The following is a 14,761-nucleotide window of genomic DNA, read 5'->3' as shown; positions in this document are numbered from 1 at the left end:
GAAAGCCCGCTTTATATCGTCGGGTTACCGCAATAGTAATCCTCCTCATCCAGCCATTCCCCGTCACTGCGCATGGAGTCTGGATTTTCTACCGGTGGTGGCGGCGGCAGGTAATCGTCAATTAGGACTGGATTCATCACGGGGTTCACGGGTTTACGGTATTCATCAATGACCTGGGCGCCAAACAGGGTGGCTACGGCTGAAAATTTAGACACCAATTGCTTCTTTTTCTCAGCCACCGCTTTTTTGTCCGCGTGTTGATGCGTGGTTTCTTTTTCGTCTTTGGCGTTGCCTTTCACTTTGGCCACATGCCCTCCCAGGCATTTTTCCAGCTCGGCAAATTGAGCCACATTGATTTTTGACACCGGCTTAACCGCTTCCTCAACCCGCACTGCAGCAGGCATCCGCGACAATTTGGTAATAAGTCCGCGCAATTTTTCCTTGTCCTCCGCCTTCACCGCTTCTGGCTCAATGTTCCCTAAGGTATCAAGCATCGTGTGGTATTCTTCCCAGGCATCGGTATTCACGGCCTTCGCCGCGCCATCCTGCCATTGATATAAAACCCACAGGGATTTTTCACGGGTGAGAATGTAGGCGCCAAGACGTGGCGCAGGCAATCGCGGCAGCTCATTGGTGAACAGTAATTCACAACTGAATCTCTTTTGCATTAACTGCAGCAGGCTTTTTTGCTTTTCATTATCCACCGCATGACGGGTTGACACACGCAACAACAGGGATTTAAAAAACAGTGCGTTGTTTTCATCGCTTAAATCCCGTGTCTTAGAGCACTCATAAGCCATGGGGTATTTTTTTAAATCAATGGCATGCGTTCTTCCAAGGCTGTCGTACCAGGTCAGCGCCTCTGTTTTTTCATCGAGTGTAAACGCCGAAGCCAAACCTTCCAGTTCTTTGGGTTCTGGATTAATCAGCAAATTAATTTTATCAAGAAACGATTCAAGAAGGATGCGGCATTGCGCTTTAATTTTGGCAATGGTTTTATCATCCACATTTAACGATTTAGCGAGCAGGGTTTGTAATTCTTTATTGGCTAACAACAATTCTTTTTTGCCGGTGCTGTCATACCAACCCATGTACCAGCTTGTTTTATTTTTTACAAAGTAAACGGCGTACTTTTCGGTTTTTTTTGCAGCAAACGCGCGCGCATCGTCTTCTTTGTCAAATAAAGCGATTTCATCCAACTCTTTTTCTTTGCGTTGGTTAATCAAATCCAGTTCTCTTTGCCGCGCCGCTTTAACGGCGATTTCATTTTGCTGCGTTTTAACCACCAGGGTGATTTGTTCCTTGAGCAGAGGCGTTAAGGCATCGATGATTCGGGTGCGAAGGTACTCATCCGTTTCCTTGTCATAGCCCGGCACGGCCTTAATTAACCCCAGGAGCAGGCGGGTATTGGCCGATGTGCTTGTCCAGTTCCCACCTGATATAAACACCAGCAGCGTCTGCAGACGCAGCAGCGGATCGGGTAACTTGAGATCCGTTTCGGCTTTGTTAAAATTATCGCTGCGTTGGCGAGAGTATTGGTAGATCCAACGCCAGACATAAGATTGTTTGGGCTCATCATAGTCCGCATGCGCTTTGGCAAAGAGTTCTTCTAATTTTTTTTTACCTGCCTCACTGTTGTCCGAAATTAAATCGATCAACCCTTGAGTAAATTTTTCCAGATTATTAATTATTTTTGCCATGCTCAACCTCCTTTTTGATAGCACATCTAATCATCTTAGCCCAGGATCTGATAAAGTAACAATAAAAAGCCGCTTGCAAAATCAAAGCAAAACGCTAACATGAATTGGTTTTAACATAATAATAACAATAGGTAAGTTATGAGAACTGCACTTCTTTCCGCTGCATTGCTGACGTCCAGCGCTGCATTTTCCGCTATTCCGGTTGACGGTTGGTATGCCAGCGTTTTCGGCGGTTACAGTTATCTTCCCGATAATGTCAGCACGGCCAAATACGGTTTGTTCTACAGTGATCCTTCTTACACCAGCGGCTTTAACGCCGGGGGAAGAATCGGTTATAAAAGTTCACCACTTCGCTACGAGGCCGAATTAACCTACATCCAGGCCGATACACGCCAGTTTGAGGTGAATTTCGTTCGCCAGAACGGCGTCAGCGGCGAAGCCATTGCCACAGCGTTAATGGCCAATGTGTATTATGATTTTCCTGAAATTGTACCGGCAATTGAACCCTACCTCGGTGCAGGCCTGGGGTATGCCTGGGTTGAAACCACGCTGAAAAGCAGCGGTCCTTTTGGCCCCAATCGCTTTAAGGATTCCAATAACGTCTTTGCTTATCAGGCCACAGCCGGATTGACTTACAATTTTGCTGAAAATTATTCCGTGGATGCCGGCTACCGTTACTTTTCCACACAGCGGGTCAGTGCGTTTAACAAAACATTCCAGGCGCATTTAGCGAGTGTCGGGGTCACTTACCGTTTTGACGTGGCGAATTACAAATAAGGACGTTGTTCATGAAGACTTCTTTTCGTATGGGTTTAGCCGCGATGGCTTTGCTGGCAGGCAGTTCAAGCCATGCTGTCAATCCCGTTCAGGGCTGGTACTTAAGCCTGGGCGGCGGCGCCTCCCACATCACCGATCTTGATTTTACCTTCAATAACCCGGTTTTGGGCATCAACGACAGTGCGGCCACCTTAACGTACTCGCTGGGTGGGGATGCGTTCGGATCACTGGGTTACCGCTGGAATAAATTCCGGTTTGAAGGCGAGCTTTTCTTTAATTATGATCAGTTTGATAAAATTCAATCGGGTACCTTTGTTCTGCGCAATCACACCACCCCCAACGGTTTCGACATGGAAGGCAAAACCATCATTGTCGGCGCCCTGGTCAATGCCCTCTATGAAATGTACCAGGCTGGAGGGGATGGCAGTTTTGTGCCCTACCTGGGTTTAGGCTTGGGTTATGGGACTGTTCGCAGCAATTTCAAGTTGTATAATGTCAATTACAACAACAGTCAGGTGCCCATTTTTGAAAGCAAGGAATCCTCCAGTGCCGCGATGGCCCAGGGAATTCTCGGCATCAGCTATTTCCTCGATGATTTTGCCGCCTTCGGTCTCGATTTTCGTTATCTAGCCACCAGCCGCGTCGATTCCCTGGATGCGAGCCTGCGCATTCCGACCGTCAATGTCAGCTTTATCTACGCCCTGGATTCCTCCTCCTAATCCCGCGTTCCCGTATTGGCTTGCTGATACGGGAAAAAGACAGCCGATTGGTTGCCTAATCGCGTAGGACTGCCTATGATCGAGGTATCGTTCCATGAAGGTTAACCCATGACTTACCTTATTGCACCTTCCCTGCTGTCCGCAGACATGACTCGTCTTGGCGACGAAGTAAAAGCCGTCATGGAGGCGGGAGCCGACATGATTCATTTCGATGTCATGGACAATCATTACGTGCCGAATCTGACCATTGGGCCCTTAGTCTGCGAGGCGCTGCACAAGCGGTTTCCTGAACTGCCCATCGATGTTCATCTCATGGCCATGCCCATCGACGATCTTATTGTGCAATTTGCCAAAGCCGGGGCCAAACGGCTCAGCATCCATCCCGATGCCACGATCCATCTGGACCGCAGTCTCACCCTCATTGAGCAACAGGGCTGTGAAGCAGGGTTGGTGTTAAACCCATCCACCTCGCCGGATTGCCTGCAATGGGTGGCTCACCGGCTTGACTTTATTTTAATCATGACCGTCAACCCGGGTTTTGGCGGGCAACGTTTGATTCCTGAGGTTATTGACAAAATTACCTTCATCCACCATCGTTACCCCCATTTGCCGATCTGCGTGGATGGCGGCGTCAGTGAAAACAATATTGCGGCGCTGGCACGTGCTGGAGCTACCCAATTTGTTGCCGGTTCTGCTATATTCTCTACTGCAGATTACGGCAAGACCATTGCCTCCATGCGTAAACAACTGGATTGCATCGGTTAGCGGTGTTTATAGGGATATACACAAAAATAACCATCGCGTTAACTTCTAACATCGAGCGTTTCATCGAATGCTCACGTCTTTAATGAGAGACTATGAAAAAGTTTTTACTTGTGCTGTGGTTAATTGGCGTCACAGGATTCGCCCATGGCGCGTCAGGCAATGCCTACCTTGCGCGTTTTATGGCTTACCTTGAGTGGAGTCAGAATTTACCGGAACATCCCGACGACTCTTTTTTTACGTTCATCAGTGAAGACACGCCGCTTGCCAATAAATTACGTAATCGCTGGCTCTATCATCTCGCGCAAAACAAGGATTGGGCAAATTACCTGACGTACTACAAGCCCACGTCCGATGTAAACCTGCAGTGTTTTAAAAACCTGGCCAATTATTACCAGGGTAATACCGTGGCCGCCATGCAGGATACCCGGGCAATCTGGTTATCAGGCAACTCCCAGCCTCCGGGATGCAACCGACTGTTGGACATGTTTGTGAAAAGCGATCAATTCAATGAAAACTTGATTACCGAGCGCATTGTTCTTGCCCTGGACAAACGCAATCTTCCGTTGGTTCGTTATCTGCTTAAACAATACAAAAAACCCCGCCTTGAGGATCAGGCGCTGCTCATGAGCATCCATCAATCCCCGGGACGCATCCTCCTGCTAACTCCTGGCGGCCTGCATGGCGAATTTTACCTTTACGGCTTAAAACGCATGGTTTCCATCAACATGGATCAGGCGCTTAACTACTGGAAAAACCCCAAAACCCAAAAAATGCTTTCCCAAGCCCAACAACAGTCTTTTTTAGCGCATTTAGCCCTTTACAAGGCCATGCGCAATCATGAAGACACTGCCGTCTGGTTTGCCAAAATTCAACCCGCCTTTTATGACTCCACCCTTCTGGATTGGCAGATTCGTTTTGCTTTAAAACGCGGGCAATGGCGGCAGGTCGAAAAATTAATCCAGCATTCCCCGGAAAAAGACAATCCCTGCTGGCAGTACTGGCTGGCGCGGGCGATGGAAAAACAGGGTCGTCAGGAACAGGCACGGGAAATTTATAAAACCCTGGCACAAACCCGCCATTATTATGGTTTTTTAGCCAGTGTACGCATCCATAAAAACCCCAATTTTCAGAATGAAAAAGCCGTAACTGACTTGAACCTGCTGAAACCATATAAACCGTTTACCGATAACATCAAGTCCCTGTATCACTCAAAACAAACCGTGCAGGCCTCCCGCCTTCTAAATGATTTCGCCAGCGAATTGCCGAAAAGCGATAAAAGCGCGCTGGCTTTCTGGGTTTCCAACACCCTGCAATGGCATGATAAATCACTGGCTTTAAGCAATGACGATGACTTGAACAATCAATTATCCCTGCGCTTCCCCCTGGCCTATCAAAGCGCCATTACCCAGCACTCTAAAAATCATCAGGTCCCCCAGGAACTGATTTATGCCATCATTCGTCAGGAAAGCAGTTTTCGCGAGGATGTGGTTTCCGTGGCGGGGGCAAGAGGACTCATGCAACTCATGCCCGCCACGGCGGTGGTGGTGGCCAAACTGGCAAAAATTCCCTACGGCGACAAGGCTCAGCTCTTTTTATCACAAAAAAACATCAGCATCGGCGTGGCTTATCTCGCCACACTGGCTAAACGCTTTAATCGCCACCCGCTGCTAATTGCCGCCGCTTACAATGCAGGCCCCCGTCAGGTGAATTACTGGCTGAAAAATCATCCGCCGAGAGAAATTGATGTCTGGATTGATACCCTGCCCTGGCATGAAACCCGCAATTATTTAAAAAATGTCATTTCGTTCTACGCGGTCTACCAATTCCGCATGCAGAAAAAAATCGATTTAAGTGCGTTTATGAGGCCGTTGTTGTAGAAGTGCTGCAGGCAGGCCCGTCGCGCGCCAATGACGCGCCCGCCTCTGTCATCCCCCACGCAGGCGAGGGCTCCCTTTCGAAGCCCTGCTCCTGGATTTCCGCCTTCGCAGGAAAGACGTGGTTATAATCCGTTCGATTTTAATTAAACCACCCTCATTCCGTCATCCTTGCCGCCTCTATTGGGCTATGGTGCTAACGAGAAAGCGGGAATGGCTGCAATACGATTCATGTCCAGGGCCATCGCATACGGTAACTCGACAAGCGTCTGCTCTGAAAGCATGCGATGAACAATCGTCACACACAACGATGCCGCGGCAAAGGCCCCGGCTGAAACCTGTGAAGCAGGACAAGGACGCTTTTCTTTCATTAATTCAAGAACACCCATTAAATTACGGGTAACCTCTTCAGGCAGGTAAAGTCCAAGGGTCGTCAGTAACCGTTCAAAATAAAAAGCATACTCTTTGGGCGCGCTCACTTCCGAATCGTCGATGCCAAAAATTTTGGTAAACCAGTTGTGCGTCTGCAACGTGCCGGGAATGTAGAAAGCCACGGCACCGAACCCGGCGCTAAGGGCGCTGATCACCGTGCGCTTTTGCAAATAGCATTGTTCATAAAATGGAATTAGATCCTCCATGCTCAAAAAATCAATGGTATCGATCACCAGATCAACGCCTTTGATTAAGGTTTCCGCATTGGTTGCCGATACCCGCTGGCTAACGCATTGAATGGTCGCGTCAGGATTAATCAAGCGTAAGCGTTCAGCCAGCGCTTCCGTTTTAAGCCGTCCTACGTCACGGAACATAAAATCCTGACGGTTCAGGTTATGGGTATCGATGGTGTCATGATCAACCAACACCAGATGATGACAACCGAAACGCACGAGTCCCTCAGCCAGGTAACTCCCCAGACCGCAGCCGGCAATTAAAATGGTCATTTCAGCCAACCGCTGCTGAACTTTTTCTGAAACATAGCCTGAATTTCTTATAAAAAGGTCGGTCGTCATGACGGCTCCTGTTATCGTTGGCTGGAAATCAATTTACAAATCAGTTTTTTCTCCCTGAGCGCGATGCTTTTGAGATAGGACTCGGTAAAATTAGCGTACAGTTGGGTGTCAAAGCAGTATAGTTTCCGCAAAATACCGCGCGGCAGAACCAGTAACTGGGCATCACTGATTGCTTTCACCGTGACACACCGGCAGTAATTGTCATGAAACGTCCCAAACTCACCGACAATGTCGCCTGCATGCAACTGAATCAGCGTGTGTCCCCGCTTAGACAGGATTAACTGACCAGAAATCACCACAAACTGGCACTGTTGATGCTCTTTTTCGGTGTAAAGTACCCCATTCTCAGGCAGCGTTAAAAAAAAGCCATTGCGAATTAGAAAATCAGCCGTGGGTCTTTTCAAATGGTAAAAGAATGATTTTCTCCGTTTGAGAAACGCATCGCTCGCCAGATCATCCAGCGACGCATCCTGGGTCAGGTAATTTTTCAGAATATCTGGACGATAATGTTCATATTGCTTCAATAAGGCGGGATCACAATATTTTTTCATCAAGGGATAAACGGGCGAGCCCGATTCTTTGAGAAATTTTAAATCGGGTATAACCGCAATGGGGATTTCCAGCCGATCATCAAACTGCAACAGTTTGGACGTATAAGGCCTGTAACCTAATCTTGAATAATGCCTGAGCAGGCTCGGTGCGCAGCTGGCAAAGGAGAAATAGGTCGACAGATCGCGAATCAAACGCGTGGCAATGTACACCGTTTGGACCATGGCGAGGTATTTGCCGCGGATGTTTTTATCCACGGCCAAGCGTTCTGACAAGGCTAGCGTGTGCTGCGATGGGATGGATAACTCTGGAAGACCATATTTCCCGTCCATTTCTCTGGGGCAGGCCGTCTGTTGAAAATAGTGGGAGCGACAGGTACTGGATATCGCTTGCTTAGTGACGGTGTAGGTTAAAATGATCTGCTTGTGGGTATCGAGCTCATCCTTCAGGATTTTTCGTTGATGATCGTAGCCTGGCTCAATCATCTTGTACTCTTCGTGGTAAATCCGGTAGCGGAAATTAAACACATGCTCTTTTTCCTCTTCCGAACGTGCTTCAAAAACGCGGACTTGGCGAAAAAGATGATACTTTAAATAGCATGAGAGCATAAATGGACATCGCCAATCAACGTATTCTCAAGTGTAGCCCATTAATTAAACAATGTGAAAAAAATAGAGGCAAGGCATCTCCGGTTGGACATGCCTTGTGATGGCGAATCAGGCTTTTGCAAAGGCACGCTTTAACGCATCAGCGGAGGCGCCGAATGCGAGCAACGCGGCTTCGTAATGCGAGGGCAAGGCGCAAAAATCATGCAGGATACCGCCAAACTCGATGAATTGCGCATCATTGCCGGCCGCAGCCAATTTTTGATAATACAGCTTGGCGTCATCATGAATGGGATCGCATTCGGCAGCAATAATTAAGGCCGGAGGCAGATGACTGAAATCCGTTTGAAACTGCGGGTTAGCAATCGGATTCTTTTCATCCCCTGAATTTAAATATTGTTTGCGCATCCAATGCAGGGTTTCAGTTTCCAGAAAATAACCTTTCGCGAAGGTTTTATCGGATTCGGTGGTGTTGTTGAGATCAACCCAGGGGTAATAAAGTAACTGGAAGCAAATCTCCACGTCTTTATTTTTTTTAGCCTGATGGCAAATGCTTGCAGCCACATTGCCGCCCGCACTGTCGCCGCCGACAGCGACAACACCATTGCCGCCCAGGTCTTTGGCGTGCTTTTGTACATAACGAACCACGCGATAGCAATCATCATGGGCCGTAGGGAACTTGTGCTCAGGAGCCCGGCGGTAGTCGACAGCCACCACCATGCAATGAGCGCCTTCGCACAGTGCGCGGCAGGTGTAGTCGAGAAAATCGGGATCGCCAAAAACAAAGCCGCCGCCATGACAATAAATCAGGGCCGGTAAATCATTATTATTTTTCATTGGCTTGTAGATGCGAACACCTGTTTTAACCCCCTCGATATCCAGATGCCGGTTTTCTACCTGCACCTCAATCGGTTTTAATTTGCCAGGGACAGGCGCAATCAGTTTATTAAAGGCAACACGGGCCTTTTCAGGGGGTAATTCCAGCAGGTTGGCGCCATTCAAGGCACTGCCGGCTCTTTCCGTCAGACGTTCGATGAACGCGGTGGAATCAGGGTTTATTTTATGAGACATGGTTTTCTATCCTTCCTTTGAGCAAGATCATTGAGTCACTGACTTATTAACCATAGCATAAATAAGTCCTTTTTCACTATGACCCCAAAACAGCCTTAGGCGGTTCATAATCTTCTATCAACGGGCCACCCCATGATTCATGCCGGGTAATTGCAACTTCCCCACCCTTTTTTATCGGAAGCGGATTGAGCACTTCCTTCATTAATCGCCCCATTTCTTCCACCAGGACATGGGATGACATGATGGAAAGGTGGCCATGGCGGGCATAACGGCTAAGCGCATTGGGATGGTCCTTAAGGTAGGATTTGGCATACCCGTATTCCACGGGAACAATGCCATCCTCCAAGGCTTCGACAAAATGATAGGGAATGGTTGATGTGGCCAGTTTTTTATTCAACTCATCAAGAAATGGGCTATCCAATTCCATTTCTGATACCGAGGAAGAGAACCAGGACAAGGGCGGCAGAGCAAGATAGGACCCGGAATAGGGTGCGCAGATGCCAATGCATAACAAGGGGGCAATGTCACCTTTCTCCGCCATATCCTCCGCGGCCTTAGTCACTACCAAGCCGCCCCGGGAGTGGCCCATAAGCATCACGCGCGTGTGCTTGTTGATTTTGATTTTTTCAATTAATTGACTCGAAAAGTCATCGATGCTCAAGCCCTTTCCCCGCCCCTCAAACGAAACCAGATGAATGGACTCCACCTCCTCTGGCAATCCCTGCTCGATCAGGCGTTCGGCAATACGGGTAAAAGCAGCCGGCCTGTCGGCCGTGCCATGAACACAATAAATCGCAACACCGGCTTGTCCTTCTACCGGTTTGTAATTGGGGTTTTTATAGACCAGATCATTAGCAGGCGAGGTCAGCCAATAAAAAGTATGGGTTAAAACGCCGGTATAACTGACCGGTTGTTTTTGGGCAAACAGCCTGCAAAATTTTCCCAGCATGATACGTCCTGTAATAAAAATCAGCTTGTGTTCCTATTAAAACGCATGATGGTGTAATTTGCACGCCTGACCGCCTCATTCATGGCCTCTCGCGGTGATTTGATGCCTGCAAATATCGCCTCCATGGCCTCGTCATTGATGGTCCGAATGAGATTTTGCGGCCCCAGATGCAAAGGGGCCGTTGCCCCGTCATGCACCAAATCCGCCTGAGCCACCATCAAAGTGGGGTGATGGCTGTCAGCAAACCGTTGATAAACGCCCCGCATACCGACGGGGATATACCCGGTATGCTCATGCCAGCGCTGTTGAATTTCAGGCCGGGTAAGAAAGCGATAAAAACGGGCAATCGCGTGATAAACCGCGGGCGTATGTCCCTGGACCGCCCACAAGGCCGCACCCCCGGCGACATTGGGATGGCGGGTGCCAGAGGCCTGGTTATCGATGGGCAACGGCGCGACACCCACTCGAAAAGGCACCAGAGCCGACAGGCTGCTGTAACTCCCGGATGACTGACTGAACATGGCGCAGCGTCCGCTGGTAAACAGGACGGTAGCGTCACTGGTTCTGCCCCCGTATTCGAAATAATGCAGGGACTGCCATTTTTTAAGGCGCTGTAAATGGCGAATAACCCTTTCATTGTTGTAAACCGCCTGATGGGTTGTGCTATCAATCAGTGGTAACCCATGCAATGCAGAAAAAGCCTCAACCTGAATCCACGACGGGTAAGCTGAACTGTAGGCACACGCCGCCCCCCGGGCTCGAAGCGCCGCGGCCAGCGTTTCCATGTCATCCCAGGTTTTAGGAAAATGAGCGGCATCATAGCCTGCTTTCTGCAAGAGATCGGCATTGTAGAAAATAACCGGCACTGAGGTATTGAACGGCAAAGCCTGTAATTTACCGCCCTGGCTGTAGAAGGCGCGAACGGCGGGTAAAAAATCGTTTTTCTCCAGGGTATACCCGCTGTCCTTCATCACCTCATCCACTGGTTTGATGATCCCTGCCGGGGCCAGCATACTGGCTGTGCCGACTTCAAACACCTGAATGATCATGGGCGGTTGCTTCGCGCGAAAGGCGGCGGCAAAACTGGTGAGGGAATCGATGTAGTCACCCTTGTAGACGGGTTTTATCCGCGCTTCATTCTGGGAATGATTAAATTCATCAACCAGCGCCGTCAATTCCTGTCCCAGACGGCCGGCTAAGGAATGCCAGAAAATGACTTCAACGGGTTTGGCAAAGGCGACAGCCGCTGTGAACAGCAAACAAAAAACAAGGATTGATCGTTTCATAACAACAAATCAGGATAATCACTGAAAACGGCATCCACCCCCCAGTCAAACAGCTTCAATGCCAACCGTTTACGATTGACGGTATAGGCCAGAACCAGATAACCTTTTTCTTTCATGGCCCCTACCCTGTCGGCGTTGAGCGCGCGATGATTTAAATGGATGGAATAGCATTGCAATTCTTCGGCCTGCTGTTGCCAATCGTCTTCCCAGCGATCAAACAATAAACCAATGGGCATTTCCGGGGCTAACGAGCGGTACAGCGTTAACGCCGTCCGATCAAAACTGGACACCAGCGGCGCCGCCTTGTTCGCAGGCCAGTAACGATTGATGAAGGATAACACGGTTGCCGCCGTCTGCTCCGATTGCCCGGGATAGGGTTTGATTTCAATGTTGGCATTGACATTGGCAAAGGTCAGCCATTTAAGCACCTCACGGAAATGAGGAATTTTCTCGCCGCGAAACGTCCGCGAAAACCAGCTGCCGGCATCCAGCGTTTGCAGGTATTCGGCAGTCACGAGACCTATCTGCCCCTGGCCATTGGTGGTTCGTTTCAACGATTCATCATGAAACACAAACGGTTCGCCGTCGGCGCTTAACATGACATCAAATTCCAGAAAACGACACCCCATGCTTAACGCTTTATCAAAAGCGGCCAGGGTGTTTTCCGGCGCATACGCGGAGGCGCCGCGATGGCCAATGACTTTTTCAATGACTGGTGCTTGCAACAGCATGGCTTGCCTCGCGATTGGATGCGGCTTCCACCACAGCGGTCATGGTTAATTCATTGCTGACAGCAATGGCAGGCGCGGCAATGGATGCGGCATACATCACCTGGGCCTCTTTCGCCTGATAGGCTCTCGGTTGTACCACGGGTGCATCCCCATCAGTGATGTAGAGGCGGTTCACACTGTAATGCTGCTCACCGTAGACTTTGTTTAAACGCGCGATTTCTTCATTCACCAGCTGATACAATTTCTGGCGCAACTGTGATTTCACCACTTGAATTTCTTCAAGGCTGGGCTTGAACTCCACGCCGCTTATCGTATAGGTCGCACCGGGTTTGCTGACGTCTTTGGCATTTTGGTAAATGTTGGTCAGGCTCGCCTGAGGGACACGGACCTGAGCGGCAACATAGAGTTTATCAAGGCCTGAATTATCCTGTGAGCGATCAAACTGCGTGATATGCCATTCGCCCTTCGCAATCCGGTTTAAATGGTCCATGATGTCCGCGCGTGCCTTCACTAAATCGGCGCTGTTTAAAGTGGCATTGATAGCCACCGTCAGCAGAGCGGTTTGAGTACTTACCCACTGTTTAGCGGAGACCTGGAAGTCGATTTTATCAAGCAGCATCGGCGGCGGTGGCGGATTGGCAATGGCGCAGAACGGGGACAGCGTTGCTAAAACAAGCATTGCAGCGATTTTTTTCATGCGTTTCTCCAGGTGACTTTCAAGCGTTGAATTCCTTAGTGTATACCAAGGCAGTGAGCGAACCAACCGGGCTATTAGAACACGAAAAACACAATATGAATAAAATTAATTTTTAGCGAAAAATATAAGGGCAACTTCAGGAGGATTGCATTGATTTAGTGTGCGAATGGGACTATAACATGTGCAGGAAAATTTCTTGGAGTTTTACCCATGATGTCTGTTGATACAATAAAAATAAACGATCCCGCGATCAGACCGGATGATTTTTTAGATTATGCTCTTTCCCATGGTTTTGGCGACATCCATTTTAAAGTGGATAGCAAAACCGGCATGAAAGCCATTATTGCAATCCACAGTACCAAACTGGGTCCAGCGTTAGGCGGTTGTCGTTTTATTGAATACCCCTCAACAGAAAACGCCATCAACGACGCCATGCGTCTGGCACGGGGCATGAGCTATAAAGCCGCTTCAATCAATTTACCCTTAGGCGGTGGCAAAGCCGTGGTGATTAAACCGCACGGCCCTTACGATCATGAGGCTTATTTCCATGCCTTTGGTGAATTCGTCAATGAGCTGGGCGGACGTTACATTACCGCGCTCGATAGCGGTACCCAGTTAAGCGACATGGATATCATTGCAGAGCATACGCCCTATGTCGCCAGTCTGACGAGTCATAACGGCGACCCCTCGCCCTCCACAGCCAAAGGGGTTTTTAAGGGAATTGAAGCAGCGGTTCAATTCAAGCTTGGCAAGGAGAACCTCACAGGCCTTCATGTTGCCATTCAGGGCCTGGGCCATGTGGGTTATTTGCTTGCCCGCCATCTGCATGAGGCCGGTGCAAGACTGACCGTCGCAGACGTTAACCGGGACGCTGTTGAACGTGCTGTCAAGGAATTCGGCGCAACCGCCATCGGTACCGACACCATCCACAAAGTCCCCTGCGATGTGTTTTCTCCCTGTGCCCTGGGTGCCATCATTAACGACATGACCATCAATCAGCTGCAAACCACCATCGTGGCCGGAGCTGCCAATAATCAATTGGCTCATACCTATCACGGCAAACTGCTGCATGATAAAGGCATCGTCTATGCGGCGGATTACGTCATCAATGCTGGCGGTCTTGTTTTCGCAGCCAGCAAATACCTCAATACCCCCGATGAGCAGGTTGTACGGCAAATCAACAGCATCGGGACCTCCCTGATGGAAATTTTTGTCCGCTCACAAAAAGAAAACCGCCCTGCCAGTGAAATTGCCGACACCTTAGCCCAGGAAAAACTGGCCTGACCGATTCAACAGGCAACCCTGGCAGCCCGGGTTGCCTGTGCTCTTTGGAGTTTCGTCCATGATTAAGCACTTAAACATCACGCCCGCCCTGTACGATTACATGCTCGATGTGTCATTACGCGAACACCCCGTCCTGAAAGCCCTTCGCGAAGACACTGCCAACATGGCCCTGGCCATCATGCAGGTAGCACCCGAACAGGCGCAGTTTATGCAGCTGCTGCTTAAACTGATCAAGGCCAAACGTGTCCTTGAGCTCGGCACATTCACCGGGTACAGTGCCCTGGCCATGGCGCTTGTCTTACCGGACGACGGGGAACTCATCACCTGCGACATTAACAAGGAATGGACGGCAAACGCACCTTCATTCTGGCAGCAGGCGGGGCAGGATAAAAAAATTCAGTTGCGCCTGGCCCCGGCTACCGAGACCCTGCAACAATTACTCAACGAGGGGTATCAACACCGGTTTGATTTTATTTTTATCGATGCCGATAAAACCAATTACCTTCACTATTACGAACAGGCATTACAGCTTGTAAGCCCCCAAGGTCTCATCGCCATAGACAATATTTTTTGGGATGGTAAAGTAATTGATTCGCAAGTGAATGACGGCCAGACCCGCGAAATCAGACGGCTGAATGACTTGCTAAAACAGGATGAACGAGTGGATACCAGCCTGTTAGCCATTGCCGACGGCCTTTTTCTGGTCAGGCCACGCCAATAGCCAACGGCTTTTGAACAGCATTGAGA

Annotated in this window: 14 protein-coding genes; 6 read left to right on the top strand and 8 right to left on the bottom strand. The window is 49.3% G+C overall.

The window, feature by feature from the left end; genetic code table 11:
* Nucleotides 1-11: 11 nt before the first annotated feature.
* On the bottom strand, nt 12-1,700 hold the full coding sequence (locus DYE45_RS05565; RefSeq protein ID WP_108293493.1) for a hypothetical protein: 1,689 nt from the start codon (nt 1,698-1,700) through the stop codon (nt 12-14).
* A gap of 138 nt (nt 1,701-1,838) precedes the next feature.
* On the opposite strand from DYE45_RS05565, the gene DYE45_RS05560 reads away from it, so the two are divergent.
* The 4 genes from DYE45_RS05560 (at nt 1,839) to DYE45_RS05545 (ending at nt 5,838) form a co-directional block, all read left to right on the top strand.
* On the top strand, nt 1,839-2,477 hold the full coding sequence (locus DYE45_RS05560; RefSeq protein ID WP_108293491.1) for an outer membrane protein: 639 nt from the start codon (nt 1,839-1,841) through the stop codon (nt 2,475-2,477).
* An 11-nt stretch (nt 2,478-2,488) separates the two neighbouring features.
* Nucleotides 2,489-3,196, top strand: coding sequence for an outer membrane protein (locus DYE45_RS05555; RefSeq protein WP_108293489.1), 708 nt, complete (start codon nt 2,489-2,491; stop codon nt 3,194-3,196).
* A gap of 108 nt (nt 3,197-3,304) precedes the next feature.
* Entirely contained in the window at nt 3,305-3,961 is a 657-nt protein-coding gene (gene rpe, locus DYE45_RS05550; protein WP_108293487.1) for a ribulose-phosphate 3-epimerase, read from the top strand.
* 92 nt (nt 3,962-4,053) lie between these two features.
* Nucleotides 4,054-5,838, top strand: coding sequence for a transglycosylase SLT domain-containing protein (locus DYE45_RS05545; RefSeq protein WP_108293485.1), 1,785 nt, complete (start codon nt 4,054-4,056; stop codon nt 5,836-5,838).
* A 185-nt stretch (nt 5,839-6,023) separates the two neighbouring features.
* Here DYE45_RS05545 and DYE45_RS05540 read toward each other — a convergent pair whose 3' ends face one another.
* The 7 genes from DYE45_RS05540 to DYE45_RS05510 form a co-directional block, all read right to left on the bottom strand.
* Nucleotides 6,024-6,842, bottom strand: a complete 819-nt coding sequence (locus DYE45_RS05540) for a ThiF family adenylyltransferase (protein ID WP_108293483.1) — start codon at nt 6,840-6,842, stop codon at nt 6,024-6,026.
* Between the two features lie 11 nt (nt 6,843-6,853).
* Nucleotides 6,854-7,999, bottom strand: coding sequence for a cyclic nucleotide-binding domain-containing protein (locus tag DYE45_RS05535; RefSeq protein WP_115300571.1), 1,146 nt, complete (start codon nt 7,997-7,999; stop codon nt 6,854-6,856).
* 108 nt (nt 8,000-8,107) lie between these two features.
* Nucleotides 8,108-9,067, bottom strand: a complete 960-nt coding sequence (locus DYE45_RS05530; RefSeq protein ID WP_115300570.1) for an alpha/beta hydrolase — start codon at nt 9,065-9,067, stop codon at nt 8,108-8,110.
* 76 nt (nt 9,068-9,143) lie between these two features.
* Nucleotides 9,144-10,016, bottom strand: coding sequence for an alpha/beta hydrolase (locus DYE45_RS05525; protein WP_108293477.1), 873 nt, complete (start codon nt 10,014-10,016; stop codon nt 9,144-9,146).
* A 20-nt stretch (nt 10,017-10,036) separates the two neighbouring features.
* Nucleotides 10,037-11,302 carry an extracellular solute-binding protein gene (locus tag DYE45_RS05520; RefSeq protein ID WP_115300569.1) on the bottom strand — a complete coding sequence of 422 codons (1,266 nt, stop codon included), beginning with the start codon at nt 11,300-11,302 and terminating at the stop codon, nt 10,037-10,039.
* A complete protein-coding gene (ugpQ, locus tag DYE45_RS05515) occupies nt 11,299-12,033 on the bottom strand; it encodes a glycerophosphodiester phosphodiesterase (RefSeq protein ID WP_115300568.1) in 735 nt (244 codons plus the stop codon). The genes DYE45_RS05520 and ugpQ overlap by 4 nt, the downstream gene beginning before the upstream one ends.
* Complete coding sequence (locus DYE45_RS05510) at nt 12,008-12,730, bottom strand: hypothetical protein (RefSeq protein ID WP_108293471.1); 723 nt, start codon at nt 12,728-12,730, stop codon at nt 12,008-12,010. The genes ugpQ and DYE45_RS05510 overlap by 26 nt, the downstream gene beginning before the upstream one ends.
* A 210-nt stretch (nt 12,731-12,940) precedes the next feature.
* Between DYE45_RS05510 and DYE45_RS05505 the strand changes: the two genes are divergently transcribed.
* Complete coding sequence (locus DYE45_RS05505) at nt 12,941-14,014, top strand: Leu/Phe/Val dehydrogenase (RefSeq protein ID WP_108293469.1); 1,074 nt, start codon at nt 12,941-12,943, stop codon at nt 14,012-14,014.
* A gap of 61 nt (nt 14,015-14,075) precedes the next feature.
* Nucleotides 14,076-14,735 (top strand): class I SAM-dependent methyltransferase, encoded by a 660-nt coding sequence (locus tag DYE45_RS05500; RefSeq protein ID WP_108293681.1) that lies wholly within the window; start codon nt 14,076-14,078, stop codon nt 14,733-14,735.
* Nucleotides 14,736-14,761 lie beyond the last annotated feature (26 nt).

Origin of the sequence: Legionella taurinensis, from assembly GCF_900452865.1 — a bacterium.
GTDB lineage: Bacteria > Pseudomonadota > Gammaproteobacteria > Legionellales > Legionellaceae > Legionella_C > Legionella_C taurinensis.
The sequence above is the reverse complement of the archived record's forward strand: the minus strand, read 5'-3'. Positions and strand labels throughout refer to the sequence as shown.